The sequence below is a fragment of the Nostoc sp. DSM 114159 genome (assembly GCF_053470285.1).
In genome coordinates this window covers 6,392,501-6,413,810 of sequence record NZ_JBPFEH010000001.1, presented here as the reverse complement: position 1 = coordinate 6,413,810, position 21,310 = coordinate 6,392,501, and the positions used below count along the sequence as shown (strand labels likewise).

General features: G+C 41.2%; 20 protein-coding genes, 2 tRNA genes, 2 rRNA genes, 3 pseudogenes and 1 riboswitch (1 of these 28 only partly in view). Of the genes and pseudogenes, 5 read left to right on the top strand and 22 right to left on the bottom strand.

Features of this window, described 5'->3' with window-relative positions; genetic code table 11:
• Window positions 1-106 precede the first annotated feature (106 nt).
• Window positions 107-179: transfer RNA gene (locus ACR5KR_RS27095), tRNA-Ala, on the bottom strand.
• A gap of 403 nt (window positions 180-582) precedes the next feature.
• Between ACR5KR_RS27095 and ACR5KR_RS27090 the strand changes: the two genes are divergently transcribed.
• Window positions 583-762 (top strand): hypothetical protein, encoded by a 180-nt coding sequence (locus ACR5KR_RS27090; RefSeq protein WP_448268621.1) that lies wholly within the window; start codon window positions 583-585, stop codon window positions 760-762.
• A 113-nt stretch (window positions 763-875) separates the two neighbouring features.
• Here the strand turns inward: ACR5KR_RS27090 and ACR5KR_RS27085 are convergent, their stop codons facing one another.
• The 6 genes from ACR5KR_RS27085 to ACR5KR_RS27060 form a co-directional block, all read right to left on the bottom strand.
• Window positions 876-1,184, bottom strand: a complete 309-nt coding sequence (locus ACR5KR_RS27085; protein ID WP_445628339.1) for a metal-sensing transcriptional repressor — start codon at window positions 1,182-1,184, stop codon at window positions 876-878.
• 136 nt (window positions 1,185-1,320) lie between these two features.
• Window positions 1,321-2,115 carry an energy-coupling factor ABC transporter ATP-binding protein gene (locus tag ACR5KR_RS27080; protein ID WP_445628338.1) on the bottom strand — a complete coding sequence of 265 codons (795 nt, stop codon included), beginning with the start codon at window positions 2,113-2,115 and terminating at the stop codon, window positions 1,321-1,323.
• A 20-nt stretch (window positions 2,116-2,135) separates the two neighbouring features.
• Window positions 2,136-2,915 carry a cobalt ECF transporter T component CbiQ gene (gene cbiQ, locus ACR5KR_RS27075; RefSeq protein WP_445628337.1) on the bottom strand — a complete coding sequence of 260 codons (780 nt, stop codon included), beginning with the start codon at window positions 2,913-2,915 and terminating at the stop codon, window positions 2,136-2,138.
• Window positions 2,916-2,937: 22 nt separating this feature from the next.
• The gene (locus tag ACR5KR_RS27070) at window positions 2,938-3,309 is read right to left on the bottom strand and encodes a PDGLE domain-containing protein (protein WP_445628336.1); all 372 of its coding nucleotides are present in this window, start codon (window positions 3,307-3,309) and stop codon (window positions 2,938-2,940) included.
• Window positions 3,310-3,396: 87 nt separating this feature from the next.
• On the bottom strand, window positions 3,397-4,149 hold the full coding sequence (gene cbiM / locus ACR5KR_RS27065) for a cobalt transporter CbiM (protein WP_448268620.1): 753 nt from the start codon (window positions 4,147-4,149) through the stop codon (window positions 3,397-3,399).
• A 48-nt stretch (window positions 4,150-4,197) separates the two neighbouring features.
• The gene (locus tag ACR5KR_RS27060; RefSeq protein WP_448268619.1) at window positions 4,198-4,431 is read right to left on the bottom strand and encodes a hypothetical protein; all 234 of its coding nucleotides are present in this window, start codon (window positions 4,429-4,431) and stop codon (window positions 4,198-4,200) included.
• A gap of 43 nt (window positions 4,432-4,474) precedes the next feature.
• On the opposite strand from ACR5KR_RS27060, the pseudogene ACR5KR_RS27055 reads away from it, so the two are divergent.
• Both ACR5KR_RS27055 and ACR5KR_RS27050 read left to right on the top strand, forming a co-directional pair.
• A pseudogene (locus ACR5KR_RS27055) lies at window positions 4,475-4,687 on the top strand (chlorophyll a/b-binding protein).
• Window positions 4,688-4,746: 59 nt separating this feature from the next.
• Window positions 4,747-4,986, top strand: a complete 240-nt coding sequence (locus ACR5KR_RS27050; protein ID WP_445628333.1) for a hypothetical protein — start codon at window positions 4,747-4,749, stop codon at window positions 4,984-4,986.
• Between the two features lie 178 nt (window positions 4,987-5,164).
• Here the strand turns inward: ACR5KR_RS27050 and ACR5KR_RS27045 are convergent, their stop codons facing one another.
• Genes ACR5KR_RS27045 through ACR5KR_RS27030 form a run of 4 tightly spaced genes read right to left on the bottom strand, consistent with a single transcriptional unit; the run spans window position 5,165 to window position 7,844 of the window.
• On the bottom strand, window positions 5,165-5,995 hold the full coding sequence (locus tag ACR5KR_RS27045; protein ID WP_445628332.1) for an energy-coupling factor ABC transporter ATP-binding protein: 831 nt from the start codon (window positions 5,993-5,995) through the stop codon (window positions 5,165-5,167).
• Entirely contained in the window at window positions 5,970-6,782 is an 813-nt protein-coding gene (cbiQ, locus tag ACR5KR_RS27040) for a cobalt ECF transporter T component CbiQ (protein WP_445628331.1), read from the bottom strand. The genes ACR5KR_RS27045 and cbiQ (ACR5KR_RS27040) overlap by 26 nt, the downstream gene beginning before the upstream one ends.
• On the bottom strand, window positions 6,779-7,081 hold the full coding sequence (locus ACR5KR_RS27035; protein ID WP_448268617.1) for an energy-coupling factor ABC transporter substrate-binding protein: 303 nt from the start codon (window positions 7,079-7,081) through the stop codon (window positions 6,779-6,781). Before ACR5KR_RS27035 ends, cbiQ (ACR5KR_RS27040) begins: the two co-directional genes overlap by 4 nt.
• On the bottom strand, window positions 7,068-7,844 hold the full coding sequence (locus tag ACR5KR_RS27030) for an energy-coupling factor ABC transporter permease (protein WP_448268616.1): 777 nt from the start codon (window positions 7,842-7,844) through the stop codon (window positions 7,068-7,070). The genes ACR5KR_RS27035 and ACR5KR_RS27030 overlap by 14 nt, the downstream gene beginning before the upstream one ends.
• 26 nt (window positions 7,845-7,870) lie before the next feature.
• Window positions 7,871-8,010, bottom strand: a riboswitch (cobalamin riboswitch).
• Between the two features lie 264 nt (window positions 8,011-8,274).
• Here ACR5KR_RS27030 and ACR5KR_RS27025 point away from each other — a divergent pair.
• Window positions 8,275-8,367 (top strand): annotated as a pseudogene (locus ACR5KR_RS27025) (hypothetical protein); the annotation flags it as partial.
• A gap of 365 nt (window positions 8,368-8,732) precedes the next feature.
• Here ACR5KR_RS27025 and ACR5KR_RS27020 read toward each other — a convergent pair.
• From ACR5KR_RS27020 to ACR5KR_RS26980, 9 genes and pseudogenes are all read right to left on the bottom strand, one after another.
• Window positions 8,733-8,806 (bottom strand) — tRNA-Met (locus ACR5KR_RS27020).
• 165 nt (window positions 8,807-8,971) lie between these two features.
• A complete protein-coding gene (locus ACR5KR_RS27015) occupies window positions 8,972-11,305 on the bottom strand; it encodes a peptidoglycan DD-metalloendopeptidase family protein (RefSeq protein WP_448268615.1) in 2,334 nt (777 codons plus the stop codon).
• A gap of 794 nt (window positions 11,306-12,099) precedes the next feature.
• The gene (locus ACR5KR_RS27010; RefSeq protein WP_322674339.1) at window positions 12,100-12,561 is read right to left on the bottom strand and encodes a tRNA (cytidine(34)-2'-O)-methyltransferase; all 462 of its coding nucleotides are present in this window, start codon (window positions 12,559-12,561) and stop codon (window positions 12,100-12,102) included.
• 345 nt (window positions 12,562-12,906) lie between these two features.
• A complete protein-coding gene (gene gshA / locus ACR5KR_RS27005; RefSeq protein WP_448268614.1) occupies window positions 12,907-14,046 on the bottom strand; it encodes a glutamate--cysteine ligase in 1,140 nt (379 codons plus the stop codon).
• Between the two features lie 201 nt (window positions 14,047-14,247).
• Complete coding sequence (locus tag ACR5KR_RS27000; protein ID WP_448268613.1) at window positions 14,248-16,056, bottom strand: hypothetical protein; 1,809 nt, start codon at window positions 16,054-16,056, stop codon at window positions 14,248-14,250.
• A gap of 92 nt (window positions 16,057-16,148) precedes the next feature.
• On the bottom strand, window positions 16,149-16,661 hold the full coding sequence (locus ACR5KR_RS26995; RefSeq protein WP_448268612.1) for a hypothetical protein: 513 nt from the start codon (window positions 16,659-16,661) through the stop codon (window positions 16,149-16,151).
• A gap of 310 nt (window positions 16,662-16,971) precedes the next feature.
• On the bottom strand, window positions 16,972-17,187 hold the full coding sequence (locus ACR5KR_RS26990) for a hypothetical protein (RefSeq protein ID WP_445628324.1): 216 nt from the start codon (window positions 17,185-17,187) through the stop codon (window positions 16,972-16,974).
• 232 nt (window positions 17,188-17,419) lie between these two features.
• On the bottom strand, window positions 17,420-18,835 hold the full coding sequence (locus ACR5KR_RS26985; protein ID WP_448268611.1) for a hypothetical protein: 1,416 nt from the start codon (window positions 18,833-18,835) through the stop codon (window positions 17,420-17,422).
• Window positions 18,836-19,069: 234 nt separating this feature from the next.
• Window positions 19,070-19,231: pseudogene (locus ACR5KR_RS26980) on the bottom strand (IS701 family transposase); the annotation flags it as partial.
• A gap of 774 nt (window positions 19,232-20,005) precedes the next feature.
• Between ACR5KR_RS26980 and ACR5KR_RS26975 the strand changes: the two are divergent.
• A complete protein-coding gene (locus ACR5KR_RS26975) occupies window positions 20,006-20,752 on the top strand; it encodes a peptidylprolyl isomerase (protein WP_445628322.1) in 747 nt (248 codons plus the stop codon).
• 149 nt (window positions 20,753-20,901) lie between these two features.
• On the opposite strand, the gene rrf is transcribed toward ACR5KR_RS26975, so the two are convergent.
• Window positions 20,902-21,019: ribosomal RNA gene (gene rrf, locus ACR5KR_RS26970) — 5S ribosomal RNA — on the bottom strand.
• Window positions 21,020-21,141: 122 nt separating this feature from the next.
• A 23S ribosomal RNA gene (locus tag ACR5KR_RS26965) occupies window positions 21,142-21,310 on the bottom strand (it continues 2,728 nt past the right edge of the window).

Sequence of the window (21,310 nt, the reverse complement as noted above, 5' to 3'; positions counted from 1 at the left end):
TCAAGCATAATCTTGCTTAATTTTGAAGGAGAAGTTAGACAAGTTGTGCAACTTCTCCTTCAGGTGACACAAAACAAACAGGTTTTGAGTACCTATGTTTTAATAGTGGAGCTAAGCGGATTCGAACCGCTGACCCCCTCAATGCCATTGAGGTGCGCTACCAACTGCGCTATAACCCCAAAACTACTAGTAGATAAGCTTAAAAAGCTTACTAATTAGTTTTATAAATTGTATTAGCTTTATTATTATGCAAGTTTATGCAATTTAAGTCAAGACACCTGTATTAAGTTATGTGGATGCGATCGCCATCAGTTACGCTTGTTATCAAAATGCCCTGTCTGTGAAAAACCCTTTCCTATTCTGGCTTTATGGATAAACGGACAATGCCAGCAATTGCTTTATATCCTTTGCAGAAATTGCAGAATATCAAAAGCATCAAAAGCATTACTAACTAAGAGAACTTGTCTTAACAAAACAGCGCAGATGTTTCACCCTTACGTCTAAGTTTCACTGGCACATTACGAGTTGTTTGTCGTGCTTCCCAAAATTCCAACGTTTACAACCACAAGAACTTCCCTTTTTTTGAGTTGGTTAACTGTGGAGATTCTCGATCGAGTTTTACCTGAAAGGGTTCATAGAAACAACCCTAGAGCGATCCATTCTTCTGGAGTTTGGGCTTTTACTGGTACAGACGGAACTAAAAGACACAAACAAATTAATAAGGATATAAGTCGCTTAAGTTTGTTAGATACCATACTTTAACAAAATAACTACTTAAAAATCGTAATTAACTTGAATAAACAATCTCTAAAGCTCAAACCATTTTGCTAAGAGCCTCTAATGAGCAATAACTTCACTGCGTAGCAAACTTATATCTAGCTTAAGAAACGATCCAACACCGTCTTTAATGCTTCAATCTCAGTTTTAATATCTCCTTGTTGAGTAGTTCGAGCAACGGATTCCTTGAGATATTCATCTAAAATAATTCGACCAACTTGCTGAACTGCTCCTCGAACAGCAGCTATTTGAATCAATACATCCGGACAAGGACGACTACTCTCAATCATATTTTTAACACCCCGAATATGTCCTTCAATACGAGACAATCGCTTCATCAAATCATTTAGAGATGCTTCACTGTAACTATGTTTTATATTGGATATGTTTTCTTGATGAGAATCCATATAGCTATTTTTGGTAGATTTTGATCGGTTTAAAATTGATAAGTAACAATTTACTAGTAGCTTAAAATCTAAATTACTGCTAAAAAATCTTGATAATAGCAAGTACCTGTTTGAATAACAATTGAATGTGATTGAATCAAACAAATTCACCATACCGAGATGGACTAACAGGTGCGTGTTCCAGCTGACAATAAGGGCGGCTATAGCATAATGGTGACTCTAAAGCGTGCCTAACCAAGAACTCTGGATTGCTCATTACCTGCTCAGTTGCACCATCGTACACGACCTGACCTTGACTGAGAACAACTGTGCGATCGCACAAATCCAAAGCTAAATCTAAATCGTGAGTTGCAATCAGTTGTGTTAGAGGTAAACTGTGCAGCAGTTCGATTAATTGACGGCGAGAACGAGGATCTAACTGAGCTGAGGGTTCATCAAATACTAATATTTGTGGATTCATGGCTAAGACACCAGCGATCGCAATCCGTTTTTTTTCACCTCCAGATAAATTACCTGTGTAGCGTTGTCCATACCATTGGGGATCGATATCAACTGCTGCCATTGCATGAAGAACTCGCTGTTGTAATTCCTCACCTTGTACGCCCATATTCATTGGGCCAAAAGCAACATCTTCCCAGACTGTTGTCATGAATAACTGATGATCGGGATTCTGGAACACCAACCCGACAAAATTCCGAATGTTTCGCAAATTCTCAACATTTAAAGGCCATTCTCCAATCGTTACCTGTCCCGATTGAGGCATGAGAATGCCATTCAGATGTAACAGCAACGTAGATTTTCCTGAACCATTGGCTCCAATTAATGCTACTCGCTCAGTTGCTTTGATGGACAGATTAATATCTCTCAAAGCCTGAGTTCCATCAGGATAGGTATAGCTAAGATTTTGAATTGATATTGGATTATGATGCATTAAAACAATCTAAACAAATATTATTTCCGCCAGTAAATAGCCTGACCCAATAATGCTAAAACTATAGTCAAACTCAAAGCCACAATGTCATTTCGTCCTCCTGACGAGACTTTTTCTATCATCGGTGGGACTCCTTGATAACCTCGTGATAGCATCGCCTGATAAACTAAATTTCCCCGGTCATAAGTGCGGATAAACAACGCTCCGATCGTGTTGCCAACAATTAAACGTATCGAGCGATTGCTGTTCATCAGGTTTCGGGACTCGGCTGCTCGACGCATCGCGTTAAACTCACCTATTAATACGCTGATATAGCGATACATAGATGCCAGAATTGCTACTAGTAGCGGTGGGGTTTTCAGTTCCAGCAGGGCATGAAGTAGTGCTGTTACTGAAGTTGTTAACGTGAGTAAATTTAGTATCAATAGCGATAGCAATGCCTTAAGCGTTACACTACCCAAAACAGTTAGCCCCACTGTCGTAATCTGTAATGGCCCCCAAGACCATAAAACTTCGCCACCACCTCGAAATAAAGTTCCCAGGAGAACTACACCAATAAATGTGAACTCTACTGCCAACCGTTTCAGTAGTACTGCTAAGGTGACTCGACTCAGTAATAGCAGGCAGACTAAAGCTAATCCATAAATAGTCCAAGTCCACCAGTGGCCATCTGGTGTTAAGACAGTGGCGAACACGAACAACAATGTACATAATATCCGGGTACGGGGAGCAAGTTTGTGCCAAACAGTAGCCTGCTTGCTATCGATATCCAGCACAAATGCTCCAATGTGCAACAGCATGATGTTAAGTTCCTATTTGTATTTAATCTGCTGCATCTGAGTCGGAATAGCCATCATGTGTGGAAGGTGAAGTTGAACCACGCACGACTAGTTTGCCAATACCCCAAGCCAAGCCAAAAGTTACTAGTGTTCCAACTAAACCAGCTAAGGGAGTGGCGATCGCCTCTGGTACACCTCTGAGAGCATACTCATCAAATATGCCGTAAAAGGGTAACTTACGAGCTGGCGTATCTTCATGTGCCTTGCTATCAAATTTCAGGTCTTGTGAAACTCTATCTAACCCATCTGGGTTTTTGCTAGCTAGCGGCGAAAGGAAAATTGCAATCAGCAGGGCAATACCTAAGCCAGCGATGACAAAAGCACGGTTACGCGATCGCGAGATGTTGCTACTCATAAGCATTCACTCCTGATTCATTCGATTTAACTATCGATAACGGGTCTAAATCCCTTTACAAAAAATAATTACGAATTACGAATTACTTTAATACCGAGACAGAGGACGAGAGGTTGATACTTTCGTCTTGCGGGGCGGGTCGTAAAGTAATTCAGGTCGAGTCCGCCAAATGAAACTGAGTGCTACTACAGTAATCACTGCCTCGCCAATACCAATTAGAACGTGCCAAGAAGCCATTGCTGTGAAAGCTACCGCTAGAGGAACTGTCCCAGAAATTGCAAGTTCCAAGGCACATATAATTGAGGCTACGACTACGCTTGTCCAGGCGGCGATCGCCGCGCCAATAACTAATCCAGATAAGCGATCGCGTCCAATAGCAAATCTCACTGTGCGATAGAGATAGTAACCGCCAAACGTACCAATTAATCCCATGTTAAAGATGTTGGCTCCTAACACGGTCAGTCCACCATCTTGAAACAGAACGCCCTGGACAATGAACACTGCAACCATCACTAGCGAACCAGCCCAGGGCCCTAGTAAAGCTCCTGCCAGCGTTCCACCCAAAAGGTGTCCAGACGTACCTCCAGGAATCGGGAAATTAATCATTTGTGCTGCAAAAATAAAAGCTGCACAAACTTCCATTAAAGGTACGGCTCGTTCTTGGTATTCTGCCTGTGCTTGCCTTATAGCTAGTGCAATCAAACCGATAGCAATTATCCAGGTGACAAGGATAACAGGTAGATTCAAAAAGCCATCGGGAATGTGCATCGCTAAATGCGGCTGTATTATCCAGTACAGCCAGCCGAAGGACGAAATACCCGCGAACGCTACTATGTTCATAATTTAAGAAGTGTTCTTTGCAGCCAGATTATTTAAGGGTCTAGTTTTTTAGTAGACCATGTATTTTGTATAAACTTCAATCCGGTAGGGGGGCATAAAATTTGTAGTGCGATCGCCTACGGCGGACGCTTGCGCCATCAAAGTAATGGCAGCAACACGAAAAAATGATGCTTGCACACAAGCAATAATTGCTTTCTTTTCACAGATACGGTATCTACGATCTGATTTAGTACGGTTTACCGCACTTACTTGCATTGTCAAGCATTTGCAAAAAATATTCACATATAGTTATATTTAGTTACATAAACCAGCAAAGGAAAAAAACATGACTAGCAAAGGCTTCACCATCAACGAACTCGGTTAACTCAACAACTTTGCAGTTGAACCAAAAGTTTATGTAGACCAAACTCCAAGAGTTGGCTTTACCGAGTATGCTGAAAAACTCAATGGTCGTCTGGCAATGATTGGCTTCGTCTCACTTATCGCTGTGGAAGTAATCACCGGACACGGCCTGATTGGATGGCTGACAAGCTTGTAAATAATTTCGACTATTCAAAAATTACATTCAATCAACCCATAGAAAATTAAAGGAGAGTTATGAGAACTGATTTTGATTTCCCTAAACAAGATTTGATTGGCCCCGTTGTTTTCCGACCTGATTTCACCAACTTTGAGAAAATCAATCTTAACCAAGCTTGGTCATTGTTTTTCACCGCAGGTCAAGATGACAAAGCACTTGGACAAGAAATTGAATTAGGCAAGTTTTTTACTAACCTTTTAATTGCTGTAGGAGTAACAGGAATCCTTTGGGGAACTTTCTTCAGCAATTTGGGATAAGCAATTGTATAAGCGTGTTCAATCGAATAAATTCGCTTGAAGTCTTGGTAAACAAAACCAAGACTTCTTTTAAATATATAGTGATGTCTGAGTTTGAGGCTTGTTTCTGCTTCAAAAAGATTTAAGTCCTGATAGAAGCATTGTCTTTCATTATTGAAATTCTCTAACTGTAAAATTATTAAAAATTGCGAAATAATTCTACTATTCGTTGTTGCACTCGTTCTCTAACTACTCCTGACTCAGCAGATAACCCATTAAATAACATCTCATATATCAATGGTATGCCCAACTCTAACTCTTCTAAAAGTGTACGCTGGCTAAATATATCTTGGGGTTTGCCTTCTAAAATCAGTCGCCCTTTATCCATAACAAAAATCCAATCCGCCCACCGATAGACTAAATCTAAATCATGAGTTGCCATTATTAAAGTAGTGCCATCTTGATGAATTTTTTTCAGAGTTGCTATCAAATTACGAGTATGTTTGACATCTAAATAGGCAGTAGGCTCATCCAGCACTAATAGTTCTGGTTGTAGTACCATCACATCTGCAATAGAAACTCGCTTTTTTTGTCCCAAACTCAGATGATGTACTGGTCTTTGGGCTAAAGTAGTTAGTCCAAATTCAACTAATGTTTGCTCTACTCGCTGTTGAATTTCCGATACTGGTAAACCCAAATTACACAAACCGTAAGATATATCTTCTTCAACAGTAGAAGCTACTAATTGTTGTTCTGGATCTTGAAATACTAACCCGACATTTTGCCTTAATTTAGCCAGATAATTCCGATTATAACTTAACGGTTCACCACGCCACCGAACAATTCCAGAATCAGGTTTATATAGACCATTAGCTAGTAAAAATAATGTTGTTTTACCACAACCATTCTGACCAATTAACGCACATCTTTTACCTAATGGAATGTTCAATGTTACACCATTCAAAGCTGATTGTTGTGCGCCAGGATAAGTATAATATACCTGCTCAAATTGAAGTAAATATTCCTGCATTCCGCCAAAAGTCCAATCCTATTAATACTACACAGCCGAAAATCGCTTCGATAATATACCGTAATTGAGGACGATAGCGACTCTGATGCCAAACTCGAAATTCACCAACAAAACCTCGTGCTTCCAGTCCCAGAGAGAACTGACTATATCGTTCTAAGGTTCGCTGTAATAGTTGTCCGATTAGTAGTGCTAAACTTTTCATTCCACTACGCCAAGTTCGGTAGCCACCACGGGAATTTTGTGCTGTCCATAATTCATTGGCTGTGTTCAGCAGGATGAAAATAAACCGATACATTAGCAATAATAAATCGGTTAACAGCACTGGGAATCGTAAGTAACGCAGAGTTTGTAATATCTCTATGAAAGGGACGGTCAACATGAGAAAATATAAGCAAGAAACAGAGGCTAATGCTCTGGTTAAAAGTCCCAATGCTTGGATACTGCCACTATGGCTGATATAAATATAGAAGTGTCCGAGAGTCAGTCCATACCACGAATCTAATTTGACGCTTTGTAAATCAGGAATGGCAACTCCATTTACCATCAGGGCTGGTAAACTCGTCAAACAAAAAACTATGGTGAACGTTAACAACCGAAAATAAACTCCAGCCGGAATTCTTGCATAAATTACTGTCCAAATACTCATCCAAACTATGATTAAAATTTGTACTAGCGGATGGCTGGCAAGGGAAATAGCAAGAGTAGTAAATGCAAAAATTAGTTTATGTTCTGGTGGCAATCTCCGGAGTCTATTGGTATAAGCTAAAGTGTCTATTTGCAGGCTCATTCTTCACGTTTTTGTTGTTGGGAACGTCCTTTATACAACCCAATTGCATAACCGACTACTCCAGCACCTAAAGCTGCTTGTGAAGCAAATAATAAACTTTCTATTTCCCCACTAGCTGGTTCAAAAAATGATTTAAACCAGGGTTTATATCCAGGTTGGATTTCAGTAATAGCAATTTCTGCTTTGTCATCGGAACCTGTAAATTCGCCACCACGGACAAATATTAACGGTGCAACTGCTAAAGCTAATACAGCTACTACCAACAGCCAGTTACTCAACCCTTTTTTAGACTGATTCATTTCTTTGGGGTTCCCGTTTGATTAATTTCAGCAATTCCAACTCTTGAGGATTATAAGATTGCAGCCAGTTCCACACCAATACAGTTAGCAACCCTTCACTAATTGCTAAAGGGACTTGAGTTATGGCAAAAATCCCGGCGAACTTGGTAAATGAAGCGAGAAACCCACCAATAGGTGCAGGAAAAGCTAAGGCGAGTTGGATAGAAGTGATAACGTAAGTGAGTAAATCTGCGATCGCAGCTGCTAGAAATATCGCAATTTTTTGTTTACCACCCAACTTGATTGTCAGATTATATATCCAGTAAGCGGCAAATGGCCCAGCGATCGCCATTGAAAAAGCATTTGCTCCCAGCGTCGTTAAGCCGCCATGCGCTAGTAACAAAGCTTGAAACAACAATACTAAACTACCCAAAACCGTCATAGTGAGGGGGCCAAACAGCACCGCACCTAACCCCGTCCCTGTAGGATGAGAACAGCTACCCGTGACGGAAGGGATTTTTAACGCTGACAGCACGAAAGTGAAAGCACCAGCCAGGCCTAGTAGCAGTTTTAGCTGTGGGTTAGCTTGAGTAATGCGAGTCAGACTACGCAATCCTAATAAAAAAAATGGTAATGCCACAATCCACCAAAAAATCGCCCACTGCACTGGTAAAAAACCTTCCATAATGTGCATAGCGTAGGCGGGTTTGGGTAAACCAACTACCAGATAAAAACTGATAACTCCCATCAGGGTTAGACTGACTAACGCCTGTTTTCTTTTCATAACCTGTACCTCGCAGATTTATGTAAACGAATTGATTCTAACCGGCGGGCATCCTGACTCACCTATTTTAGGTTCACAGTTGCGGGACAGTGCTGGATTTTCACCAGACTTTCCCCCTTGCGTCCGATGGCTGCTCCCCATCAGAACCGATTGGAGTAACTATATCACTATTACCAATTTTGAACAGCGATTTTTTCTTAATACAGCTGCCGCAATACGGTTCAGTTAAGGCTCAAACAGTTGTAAATTAGGTATTGCTTCCAAAAATGGAAATCAAGTACGGTGTATCTGAAAGAATTCTCATTAATGTATTACAAGATACAAAATACTGAGATATTCAAAGCAATAGAGATGGCTATTCCAGCAACTTCAATCGAAGAAGCGATGCCTTCGGCAAGCCGCTAAGAGCGTCTACGCTAAAACTAAGGTCGAAGAGGAACGTCATCGCTCGTTACCAGCACAACTGGTAGTTTGCTTGATAATAACAATGAGCCTGTGGTCGAGAGATGCAATGCGGGATGTACCTATTTTCAGGAGTGTCAGCTAAATGTAAAGATAAATATTTCTGATTAGTATTAATAATCAAACTATAGTAAATCTTAATCTTATATCATGTCCGGCTAATCACTTATGATTACCGGATCTGTGCAAAAATCCCAAAAGTCTCTTTCCCCCTGATCCCAGCAAGAACTGCCCTCTAAATGATAAGTCTTCAACCGGATATGATATTAAACGACCTTTCAGGGCTTCAATTCCAACTTTCATGACTATCACGCTGTTGAATGAGCATAGTCATTTGATAGTCAAAAGAGGCTTATATAGCAATTCAGCTCCCTAGTACTACAAATGCCTAGAAGCTGAAACACTTATATTATCTTACTTTTAAAATGGCTCAGGTCGGAGTTGAACCAACGACCCCAGGCTTATGAGTCCCGTGCTCTAACCAACTGAGCTACTGAGCCATGTTTTTCAAAATCATTAACTACTATAGCATATAAATTTGCTCAAGACTAGTCTGTTTTGCAATTTTGTTAGAACTTTCATTCTTATTGAGGTAATAAAAGTAGAAGAGGGAGGTAAACTCCCTCAACTAACAAAGCAATGATTTAGTTAAAGACAACTAAGAATTACAGGCGTTGTGGTAGAAAGGCTATTGGGTTAACAGCACCCTTGCCTGATGGATGAATTTCAAAGTGGCTGTGTGGGCCAGTGCTGTGACCAGTAGTACCCATTAAAGCAATTGTTTCTCCTTGATGTACCTGTTGACCCGGTTGCACCAGAATCTTGCTGTTATGAGCATAGCGAGTGCTGCTGCCATCAGGATGATGGATTTCGACGAGGTTGCCGTAGCCACCATTGTTCCAGCCGGCTTTTTCTATCGTACCGTCAGCTGAGGCAACAACTGGCGTGCCAGTGGAGTTAGCAATATCAATTCCCTTGTGGGGTCTTCCCCAACGCATACCAAAGCCAGAAGTGAGAGTACCCTTCGTTGGCCAGATATAAGCCAAAGTTGAACTAGATGGAGGAGGCGTAAGTTCGTCAATGGGTCTGGGAAGATATTGATCCACTGCTGCCAAAGGCGGTAATACCTGTGGAGAAACTGTGGTTCCTCGCATCTTTCCTAAAGAGTCAGAGGCATTTACTTTTCCAGGAGGCGTTGCCACCCTTGTCGCAGATTGAGTCCGAGAGGGAGTCCACTGGCTAGCAGAACCTAGATTAGGCAAGAATTCTGGGTTTACTGCTTCGGTAGGGCGTACAGTAGTACGCAATTGGGGCTTAGGCTGAACGCTATAGTTAGCCCGAATCGGTGTCGGAACTGGAATTGGTATTGCTACACTATTTGGTCTAGATGCAGAGTTAGGTACACTGAAATTATTGGGCGTAGAAATAGGAGTGAGTATAGCAGCATTATTTGCTTCGATCGCTGCTGCTGGCACAACTAAATTACCAGACTGTTGAGCGCGATATTTCTGCTGTAATCTCTGGATTTCCGCTTGTAAGCCCCGCAAACGGTCATTATTGTTATTGTTTACCCTTGCTACCCTATTTACTGGTGTCTTCGGCTGTTGCATTTCGGCAAAAGCTTGTGGCACTGGAATATCACCACCGACGCCATTAGACTTAGCTGTCGGGGGGGCCGTTTCTAAGTCGGTTGCACTATTTGCCTGAATCTGTACAGTTACCGGTGCAGGGACGGTAACGCTACTGTTGTCGGCAATAGTTGGTGATGGTGAACTAGGTAGATATGAGTTAGCACTACCAATATTCAAAGGGGAGGTAGCAACATTAGGAGTTTTGCTAGACTCTACAAAAGTCGGCTGATTCGCTACAGTTGCCTCAACTTTAACGGTAGGAATTTGAACCGCAGGAATTTGAACCGCAGGAATTTGAACCGCAGGAATAACTAGTTTTTGACTAATTCGCAGTTCATTGGGATTATTGAGGTTATTTGCTTTAACTAGTTCTGATACTGAAGTGTTGTATCTGCTGGCGATCGCTGCTAGTGTATCTCCAGGTTTAACTTCATAAGCTGTATGCGTCGAGGAGGCAATCACTATTGGCGCCGATGGTACAGATGCAGTGTCTCTTGGCTTCTGTTTTAACTTCGATACCAGGTTCGCTTGGCTTGCATCGCTAGAAGTATCTGACTGGACTGCTAATGCAGTCTTCTCAACCACAGTTGTCGGCTGCGCCAATTCTATATCAGCTTGTGATAAATTTTTGGTCTCTCCAGACTGCAACTGCGCCAGACTCTTTCTTAAGCGGTTCGATTTTTCTTGTAAGCGATTTAGTGCGAACTCTTGTTGCGCCTTAAGTTGTGCATTTATTTCATTGTTAACTGCGGTTGACGTTGCCACTGTTTGTGGCTGGGCAGTTAGTGATGTATTTGTACTATCAACACCATCAGCACTATAGTCAGACAGCTTATTGACTGTTGGAAAACTAGTTTCGGCTAAGGTATTGTTCAATCCCTGTGCCATTTTGGGCTTCAGGTAAGTGGAATTTTTATCACCTGCTGTTGTTTGAGAAAACGTGTTTGATGCAGGAACTTGCAAAGATATTCCACTTGCCGCGACTTGCCATTTAGCTTCAAGCCCAGGCACTTGTGATACTGCCGTTGGTTCCACGATTACAGGATTTTCCGGCACGCTCGCTGATGAGACTGCTTGGGACTCCAGCTTTGTGGAGGCAAATTTCACTTTGGTGTCAGGAACAGCAGGAATCGCTGAAGTTGCCTTTTGGCTACCTACTGGCACCGCTGCTTGGGCTTGATCGCTTTGTCGAGTCACCAAAAGGCTGGTTGCTCCCATAGAGATTGCCAAGCCAATCATCGCCGCTTTTGTCCGCACCCGGCTGTTCACTTTTGGATTCATCACATTTAGCAGTTCTACCGGGGCATCATCGCTGCTAGGGGTATTGTTCAACACAGCTTTTACTCTCTTTTTCAATGCTCGTTTCAAAGACGACCTCCTTACGATCACTAGCGCTTAACTAACCTCGATTTTTCAGTTGGATACTAGTCAATGATTTAGATCGCAACAAATGATAGATCGAGATCACATTCACCAGAGATGCTTACGCAAGATTAACCTGCTTCTCTGATTTAGACAAGTTCACATCTGTTTGCAAAACTTAAATTTTGCTGTGTTTACTTGTCCGAACCACTCCTAACACCACTTAGGACGAGATTTTATTCTTTACCATTATCCGCGCTTGTCTTGCGTCAATCACGGGGACTGGACAAATTATTTGCCAAGTCCAAGTCGCTGCTAAAAATTAAATTGCGGCGACTTCTGGAAAAGTTATGCCCCCTGCTGTAGATATCTTCAAGATATTTCTACCCCATCCGTCTTCTCAACACGAGACTTTACGTTGATTATTCCCTAAAAAACAACCGTATTAACTATCGGCTACTTTTGGGCTAATTTCTGTCCTCGATCGAGCAAAAATAGCTCAAATGTAATACATGACTGGATTTTAGCAATTTCGTTCCTAGTTTAGGATGTTTTAAATTCATCAAAATCTATCATTCAAATTTGGCAATATCCCAAGTTTTATATACAAATTTCTTATAATAACCTTACTATACTTGTAAGTATCTTCCACTACATTTCGCGAATAAACCCATTTTTTGGTATATTGTTTTACATATTCTTGCTGCGAGCGAGAAAAATTTTACAGTCACAAATAAATCGTCTAATAGGTTTATGGAAAGCTTATAAGTAAATACACTTATAAGCAGTCATGTAAACAACTATTCTAAATAGCCTAACTGGCGACGGGTTTCAAATAAGCCTATTGCTACACTCACTGACAGATTCAAGCTACGAACCCCTGGTTGGCTCATGGGAATATAGACGGTAGCATCGCAATCTGACAGAATTGCTGGTGGTAAACCCGTGGTTTCACTACCGAACAGTAGCCAATCATCAGGTTGAAACTGAAAGCTTACATAATTACAATTTCCATTAACTGTATAACCCAACCATCTGCCGCCACGCCTCTGATGTACGGTTTTAAAGGCTTCTAGTGATTCGTGATAGTGTAGTTTGACATAAGGCCAGTAATCTAAACCGGCTCTTTTGAGGTAGCGATCGCTAATTTCAAACCCCAAAGGCCCCACCAAATGCAACTCTGTACCTGTAGCTGCACAAGTACGGGCAATATTACCTGTATTAGGAGGTATCTGCGGGTTCACTAAAACTACCTGAGGCATTATCCGTATAATTTAAGTATTGTATAAAAAAATTTATGGTCAATGTTAAATCTACCAAAAGGTAGAGGCTATTCATAGGTTTTGTTAATAATAATCAAGCATCCTCTATCGATTAGATTTTTAAAAGGAAGTACAAATTAGCCCAGATTGATGCCTGAGAAGATATTTGGCTACAATCGGGACATGTTAAGTTTTGTGTAGACAAAGTAAGTGCTTGTGTTTTTTAGGGCTGGTAGTGCCTGCAAAAAAATCTACCATTTGTATGAAGACGAAAGTGGGGAAATGAGGGGATAAAGGGATAAAACAAAGTGTTTTCTCAATGCTCAATCCCCAATGTCTTTTGAGTTAACCCAGCAGAGACGAACATAATTTGTCTTCGAGTTCGATTTCGCGCTCTTGGGTGGCAATAATAGCCTGAGTGATGACGCGCTGGGTGTCAAAACCAACTGCGTGTAATTGCAACCACTGTTGAGCTTCATTGCCTTCGCGGAGGATTTTGTGCAAAGGGGAAAGGAAACAGCTAAAACCTTGTTGCTTGGCGATCGCCCAAACATCTTGGTAAATTTCGGCAATCCAATTTCTGGCTACAATACTTCTGCCATCTTGCCAATGCCTCAACTGAGCATCAAGACTACCAGCAGCAGCAGCAGCTTCGTTGTCAGCAGTCAGGGTGACAAGTTCTTCAGCAGAGAAAGTGCTTTGGGTTAACGGATCGATGCTGGGATTTTCGATTATTTGCAACAAACGCGCTTCTAATAAGGCAGTAATAGCTAATAAGGCAATGGGATCTGTGACTAAATCGCAAATTCGTAGTTCTAGGCGATTCAAGTCATAAGGACGGCGATCGCCATTTGGTCGCACCGATGCCCACAAATGCCTTACATTCTGCATGGTTCCGGCAACGAGTTGATCTTCCACCCACTGGATATGATCGGCGTGGCTGGCAAATAGGGGCACATGGCTGGGCGTTTGTGGGAAAACGCCCCAACGTGTGGAATGATAGCCGGTAGCTTTGCCATCCAAGAACGGAGATGAGGCGCTGAGAGCGAGAAATAGGGGTGCTTCCATACGGATTACCCGACACGCCCGCATCAATACTTCTGGGTCGCTGATGCCTATATTGATGTGTACGCTAGCGGTGACTACTTTCGTGCCGTAGGTGTTCTCAATGTAGTCATGATAGGGGTTTGCTGGATCGGAACGCACAAAGCGATCGCCCCCACCCAAAGATAAAGTACTCCCTGGTATTAAGGTGTAATCGCCCAAACGATTGAAGTAGTTTCGCAACTCCCGCCGGGGACGCAGCAAGGCACACAACAAATTTTCGTAATTATGGGATGGTTGAGTTATGTACTCGACGTTGCGGCTATCTGGTTCGCGCATAAATCCATCCAAAGCCGCAACAATTTTGTCGGAGAGACCGACGATTTCACCTTGAGGCGTGCCCGTGTACATCTCAATCTCAAAGCCTTTTAATAAGACCACCTTGTTCTCCTCGGCTCTCTCTACCCATAAATTGTATCGAACAAGACGAATCTCTGGATCTATCTTTAAGTCAATCAAAGGTTAAGAATCATTTAATTGACAATCCCCGCCAAATCAAGACGGTATATTTCAGACGGCATATTTCTCGATTGTCTTTGATAAATTATTACTATTGAAGTATGAAAAATATCCCAGTGCGGGTTAAGTGCGGTACAAAATAAAATGATTGCGTGAATCACTCTCTTGAACAATATTGAGACGTATAAACTGCGCCCATACTTCATCATTAAGTAAGTTTAAAGCAGTTTCAGGATTATTAATTGCGATCGTGCCGATAACTTTCCGCCATCCCTGTTGCAATTGCTCAATAAAAGCTTCTTCAACAGAAACTTGACTGAGTAACGAAAGTGCAGTTTGAAAACTTGTTGAATCACCTGATAGGTTTTTCGATTTTAATCCCTGTAGTGCTACATTTAACCATACAGGCAAAAGTTCAAACCAATTATTTTTTTGTATCTCTTTGAGTACAATATCTTCCATACCTAGCGCACTCCAGATACATAAAGACTCTACAGCCAATTGAGAATCACGGTTTTCGAGAGCATTTTGCCATAATTTTTGAGCGTGATTTTGGAAGCGATTAGCGAGAAATTCATAAGCTTCCTGGACTTGAAGGGGAATTGTAACTTTATAAACTGACTCGTCTAGTGGTAGGTAATTACCGCGATCAGATAGCCACTTATGAGAGCCGCAAAGATAGATTTCTCGATCGACTATTACTTCTTTGACATGGGAATCTCCCAAACAAAAAACCTGTACGGATGGTAACCCATCGGGTGTTTTTATCGCTCGAAGTTTTTTTTCCACTTCTGGTGGAATTGGTTTATCTTCATTTTCTAGTTGCTGCGTAATTCCATATCCAATTAAAATCCATACTCCGCGATTAGCTAATTTCTGTAATAGAGTCAGAAATTTTTCATTAACAACTGCTTGATTCATCCAAGGAGAATAAATCAGAACTTGGCTTTTCGCCGAATTTAAAACTTCTAAAAAAGCTTGGCTAATTTGTCCATTCCGTAGCTGAATTGCTTGACCTACTACTGATTTTTTAGAAGTTTCTAGAGCCTTTGTGCAAATATTTTTGAGTCTAGCTTCTATTTCAGTATTTTTCAGCTTGAGAATGGTTTCACGTTCATAATTGATGGTTGCAATTGAAAATTTACATAATTTTTGCAAAGAGATTTTTCCTTCACTATGTAGCATTTCTAACCAATTGGATGCTGACTCTAAGATTTGTTTTCCATTTCTTATTTGAATACTCAATTTATCTTCAAGGGCATCAAATATAATGAAAATCGATATCTTTCTCCAAATTTTTTGAGTTGAAGCTAGCACCTTACAGGAAGTGACAATTTTTCCCTCTTCTGAAACATGAAGTCCTAAACCTGAAGCTTGAATACTTTTTTGGATTTCCTCAAGAGGTAAGGAAGCAATATCAGCAATTGTATTATCAATATTTATAAAGTCTGCCAAATCAGGCAAATTTATTACTGTCTCATTTAAGGATTCAAATTGAAAGGTTATCTTATCGCTTAAAGGGTCTGTAATAGCATAAATTTGTATAGGATATGGCGGCTGTGGCACTGACCCTTTTTCATAAAACGATCGACCTTCAGGAGTAACTGTTAGTGGCGATGTTGGTGATAGAGTTTGTAAAGAACGAAGTGTTGCAGTAGTAGTTTTAATAAATACAGAATCCAGCCCAAGTATAGAGGCTAATTCATCTTCTGTTGGCGGAGGTTGAAATTCAATAGCAGCACGGATGATAAATTCTTCGAGTACGTTAAACTGGCGGGGTTCTTTGATGCTCACTTCTACCGGAGTTTGAAGCAAACTATAACGGAATTGACGCGCTGCTAAAACTGATAAACTAAAACTTTGCGCTTCAATTTCGTCTACTAAATTTTTGAGATTGTCATCAATGGGTTTAGCAGAAGAGGCTAGAAACATCAACGTAACAAGATTGAATAATTCAATTTCTACAAATACTTGTAACCTATGAGGCAAACTAATTTTATGCTTTCAAAAAATATTGGTGACGACTAGTCCACCAAGTAAATCCAGCACCAGTCAGACAATTTTGGATTTGAAATACTTCGACTTACCTCGGCTCCGCTACCTCGACTTCGCTCGGCACAAGTCGGTACGAGTCGCTCGGTACAAGTTTTGGATTTTGGATTGACCCCATAGATAAATCTAGGGGCTTGGGAATTTGAGATACTTCGACTTACCTCGGCTCCGCTACCTCGACTTCGCTCGGCACAAGTCGGTACGAGTCGCTCAGTACAAGTTTGAGATTTGAGATTAACTCCATAAATGAATTTAGGAGCTTGTACCATCAAGGAATGTCGGTCACAAACATTAGCAGACCATAAATTGCCCCAATAAATAATGGTCATTGTAGGACTGTTCAGTAGTGTAGGTGTAGAAGCGATCGCGATCGCCAGTGTCCCATTTTGAATTCCTACTTCTACTGTAATTGCTGTAAAACGTTTTTCTCCTAATCCGGTTAAAGTAGCGATCGCAAAACCTAAAGTTATTGCAACTATATTCAAAACTAGAGTTGCCCAGCCTACATCTATGACATAAGAAACAATAGCGTCACTGAAAGAGCAATATCACCCCCAGCCAAAAACGTAATCATATTACTTCCATCCTTAACCCGCGTTGATAACAATAAAAGTACCTCTGGATTTTACCGTATTCCCGTTAAAATTCTCGTTATTGCTTGTGACAATCAATATAATTAACCACAGATCGATATAGATTCTCATAGAGGCGCACAGATGTACGCCCCTAAGCAAGCCTATATTTTCTTCAAATGAGAATCGCTACAGCAGGCAGATTTCATCGAAGAGGAGTGGTTTATACCTCTTCTAAGGGTGGTAGAGATTTAGAAGAACTAGCGCTACTTTCTGGTGTTGAAAGTTCATCATTTACAACTCCATCCCATGAATAATTGCAGATTTTAGTGCGAAGTAATGTACCAAATGTCAGGTTAATTACTACAGCAAAGGAATCGATAAAAATTAGATTCAAAAAGCGATCGATCATTAGACCCCCTTGAGCTAACTTGAGCATCAAGTGATATTTGCTTTCTTACTACACATGCCACAATGTCTTTTCCAGAAATGCATCGTGTATTAATACTTGTCGGTTGGGTCGCATAGCTAACTGTGTGCCCATAATATAAATATAATTTGGGATAATTTATTTTTTGGAAGTCTCTAAATAATAGACTAGACAAGCGATCGCTGAGAAATGCAGCACTCAAGCTGGAAGATGGATTATAGCGAATATCTGTATTCACATCCTACTTATTACCCGTCAATGCTGAAACTGCTACCTGCAAAGGTAACTTTCCCGGACGCCAAAATAATTCTGCTAAGGCTCTAGCCGATTCGTTATACACTCCACCTAAACCTACTGTCAGATTTTCCGATGAACCCCAACGCCCAGCAATTCCGCCCCGAAAGTCAGAAAAGTTACCCAACAAACTTTGATTTTCCACAAAATCCCGTCGTAAGCCACCAGAAACGATTAATCCTGAAGCACCTGTTGGTAATTGTCCTAGTACTGTCGAAAAAGTAGCCTCTTGAATTTCTGGTTGGGCGGTGAGTCGTCCTTGGGGATAGAGCAAGATGCGATAATTGTTGCCCAAAAATTGATTTTGGCTTTTAATATTTTCAAAACGGTAAATGCCAGAAGAATCAACTAAAATTTCGGCAATCACGCGAGCGCCAAAACCTTGCACCAATCGCACTAATGTACCTGGTTCAGCCTTACCAGAAATTGTCCGTCCAATAGAATCTGCTTGTAACCGTTGGCGAGGATCGGAAGAACCACCACTGAAGGGTTGAGGTGGTACAAACCCCCGTCGTTGAATGGATGTAAAATCCCAATAGTCTCCTGTTCCTTGAGCCTGCCAAAACGTTGGCTGGGAACCTACAAAATAATCAGTTGAATTAGTTTGTCGAAGAAACTGCGCTTCGGCAATATTCCAAGTTTGCGGATTTTCTAAATTTGGTTGAGCGGTGCGGAAGAACCACGAACCACTAAAAGCACTACCAACACCAAGAAAATCATCTCTATAGTTTGTCGCTCTGCTAGCACTACCGCTAACATTTACCTTCTGTTCAATTGCGGCGATACTAAACTTTTGAGGTGCAACGTGTGGTAATCCTTCTAGTTGAATTGGAGTTTCCGTTTCTGCCAATTTGCCACTAAATCGATCTAGTCTTGGAACATCCAAAACTATGGCGTATTCATTGATATCAAATTTTGCCGTTACCCCAAAGAGATTTTGTAAATCTTGAATTGTAAAGACTAATCCTAATTCTGAATCTGTGCGAAGTTTTGTTGGGTCGATGCGAGTCATAACACCAGGCGATCGCACTTCTAATTGACCATCAGGTAAAGTGGTAATATTTAATTTTAACCCTTGAATTACAGCATCGTATGGTAACAGCCAATTTCCAAAATCAACTGCTTCGGAACCATCTTCTTGACCACGCACTAAAACGCTAGGATTGACATTGCGGTTCCCTACATTCAATCCTACGGGAAAAACTTTAAATTCGGAATCCTTAGCTAATTGGGCAGTTGTGGGCGTTTGGGGATTTGAAATCGCAGGTATATCTGCCTTCGCTGGGGCAATCGTAATTTGACAGATCAGAGCGTTCGCAGCTAGCAGATATTTGCGTGTGCTAGTTAATAACCGAAATTGCACAAAATTTTCATTTACCAGGAAATTTATTCATAAAAATAGAGACGTTGCATTGCAATGTCTCCACAACATATAATTCCCACTTGCCAGACAAAATTATCTATATTAATGCTGTATTTTACAGCCAGATTAATTCTTCCAAATCAGGCTACAGATACCACATATAATTTGAATTTATTCAGGATTTACGCAACTGGCACAAGCAATGGTGTGCGAAGCGCACATAGCACCCAAAAACTACACAGAAGACATAGCAATCTTTGGACGTTTTAGTTGCTCAATTAAATAATTAAAAAGCAAATTGTGCTTGAGCTTGTAAATAGTTTTACCTGTTTGATAAGCTAAACTTTTCAGTCTTAGCTCAACTAACATAGTGCAAGCAATATGATTTATTTCAAGATACATCATTGATTATTATTACTAATTCGAGTAAAGCCAATCAAACACATTCTGGGTAATTAAATACTTCTGTACTACTGGGTAGCGATCGCACTGTGCCAGTTGCGTAAGTCCTGTGGTTATAGGATACATAAATATCCTTATTTGAAAAGGCAGTATATAATGCGTCCCCCTTTATACCCGAAACACTTGTAAACTAGGCCCCCTAGATGCTCGATAGCGTTCTTCGCGCAACGTCTTGTAAAGAAGCTTTAGTAACATAAGAGCGTCGCCCTCAGCACATCAAGCCTGCTCTACTTGAGAAAATTCTAAACGCTTAGATGCGAAACGCCGCGCGAAGGCTCTCGCGTAGGGGTTTTCGCGTAGGGGTACGCGGACTCATGAAAATCCTTGGCGTCTACCCTTATCTACCAAACGCTCTTTCGAGGTTGAGAGAAAAACCGCGACACTAATACCACTGTGCCTCTACGCATAATAAATAATAGAAACCTCAAAACACCCTAACTCAGTCTGATAAACTTCGTCTTCTAAAGTCGTAGTAGCAAGAACTGTCTTTTATATTTATCTTTACATCTGCTAGCATTTGCATAGAATCTTTGATAAAAACTCATACAAACTGTATATTTTTAAGTATGTTAGCAAGTAACTATTTAATTATTGCGAAAGTGAGGTTAGTATACCTAACTCTGTAGAATTCAGGTAAAAATTCCTAGACAATGGGCTAAGGTATAGCTTCTTTAACAGACTAAATATTCTTGAGATGACCGAAAGCTAATGACTGAAGCGATCCAAATCGGTAATCGTACAATTACAGCTAGTGAACTGATTTCTTTACTGGCAAGTTACCAAATGCTGCCACAGTTGCAGCGGGAATTAATTATTGATGAGGCGATAGAGCAAAACTCACGTTCCGCCAAGGTAGTTATAGAGTGTACTCCTGAAGAAGTGGCCCAAGCTAAACAGCAGTTTTACGCTGAAAAACAGTTTAAAAATGAAGAAGACATCCAGGCTTGGATGGCACATCAAGGGCTGACTTCCGATCAACTAGAAATTATTACCACTCGTAAGCTGAAAATTGAAAAATTCAAGCAAGCCACTTGGGGTAATAAACTGGAATCTTACTTTTTTCAGTCCAAGGCAAAACTGGACAAAGTAATTTATTCCCTACTGCGAACCCAGGATGTGGGAATTGCCCAAGAACTCTACTTTAGGATTCAGGCAAAAGAAAACTCTTTTGCTGATTTGGCACGGGAATACTCACTCGGTCCGGAAGCCCAAACTGGTGGCTTGGTAGGCCCGATTGAACTGAATGCACTACATCCGATAATGGTGCAAATGCTCTCTAGCAGTCAACCAGGTCAGATATTGCCCCCTACCCGTATCGCTGAATGGTTTGTGATTTTGCGTTTAGAAAAATTTATTCCAGCACAACTGGATGAATTTATGAAAATGCGCCTGTTGAATGAACTCTTTGAAAACTGGCTACAAGAACAGCAAAAGCAAATCATGTCTGCACGATAAGCAAAGGAGGATAGGTGACAGGCGATAAACCTTTAACCCAATCAAATCTCCTCTCCTCTAAAAGTGTTGTGTGGCATTAGTAGCGCAATTCATGAGCAACAAAAAGCCCCACGCCAGATGAGTGTGGGGCTTGATGTGAGAAAAATGAAACCTGGCATCGAGCTATTTTTGCGTAGGGCGACCCCTAAACTATCGTTGCCGCAGCAGCGTTTCACCTCTGAGTTCGGGAAGGGTTCAGTGTGGTTCCACCGCGCAATAGACACCAGGAAAACTTTGAGGGCAAGGGGGAAAGGGGAAGGGAAAAAAGGAAAAAACTTACCTTTAACCTTTACCCTTGTTCACAAAACCCTGAAGACTGCACAGGAACGCCAATCAACCAAATTATTTGTGAGGTCAAGCCCTCGGTCTGTTAGCACGGCTCGGCTACATACATTACTGCACTTCCACCTACCGCCTATTAACCTGTGTTCTTCAGGTGACCTTACCCACTAATTGTGGTGAGAGCACTCATCTTGAGGTGGGCTTCCCACTTAGATGCTTTCAGCGGTTATCCGCTCC

Coding starts and splice junctions, on each gene's coding strand:
- ACR5KR_RS27085 (WP_445628339.1), bottom strand. CDS start 1,184: ATGGATTCTCATCAAGAAAACATATCCAATATAAAACATAGTTACAGT.
- ACR5KR_RS27080 (WP_445628338.1), bottom strand. CDS start 2,115: ATGCATCATAATCCAATATCAATTCAAAATCTTAGCTATACCTATCCT.
- cbiQ (WP_445628337.1), bottom strand. CDS start 2,915: ATGCTGTTGCACATTGGAGCATTTGTGCTGGATATCGATAGCAAGCAG.
- ACR5KR_RS27070 (WP_445628336.1), bottom strand. CDS start 3,309: ATGAGTAGCAACATCTCGCGATCGCGTAACCGTGCTTTTGTCATCGCT.
- cbiM (WP_448268620.1), bottom strand. CDS start 4,149: ATGAACATAGTAGCGTTCGCGGGTATTTCGTCCTTCGGCTGGCTGTAC.
- ACR5KR_RS27050 (WP_445628333.1), top strand. CDS start 4,747: ATGAGAACTGATTTTGATTTCCCTAAACAAGATTTGATTGGCCCCGTT.
- ACR5KR_RS27045 (WP_445628332.1), bottom strand. CDS start 5,995: ATGCAGGAATATTTACTTCAATTTGAGCAGGTATATTATACTTATCCT.
- cbiQ (WP_445628331.1), bottom strand. CDS start 6,782: ATGAGCCTGCAAATAGACACTTTAGCTTATACCAATAGACTCCGGAGA.
- ACR5KR_RS27035 (WP_448268617.1), bottom strand. CDS start 7,081: ATGAATCAGTCTAAAAAAGGGTTGAGTAACTGGCTGTTGGTAGTAGCT.
- ACR5KR_RS27030 (WP_448268616.1), bottom strand. CDS start 7,844: ATGAAAAGAAAACAGGCGTTAGTCAGTCTAACCCTGATGGGAGTTATC.
- ACR5KR_RS27010 (WP_322674339.1), bottom strand. CDS start 12,561: ATGCCTCAGGTAGTTTTAGTGAACCCGCAGATACCTCCTAATACAGGT.
- ACR5KR_RS27000 (WP_448268613.1), bottom strand. CDS start 16,056: ATGTTTCTAGCCTCTTCTGCTAAACCCATTGATGACAATCTCAAAAAT.
- ACR5KR_RS26990 (WP_445628324.1), bottom strand. CDS start 17,187: ATGCTCAAGTTAGCTCAAGGGGGTCTAATGATCGATCGCTTTTTGAAT.
- ACR5KR_RS26975 (WP_445628322.1), top strand. CDS start 20,006: ATGACTGAAGCGATCCAAATCGGTAATCGTACAATTACAGCTAGTGAA.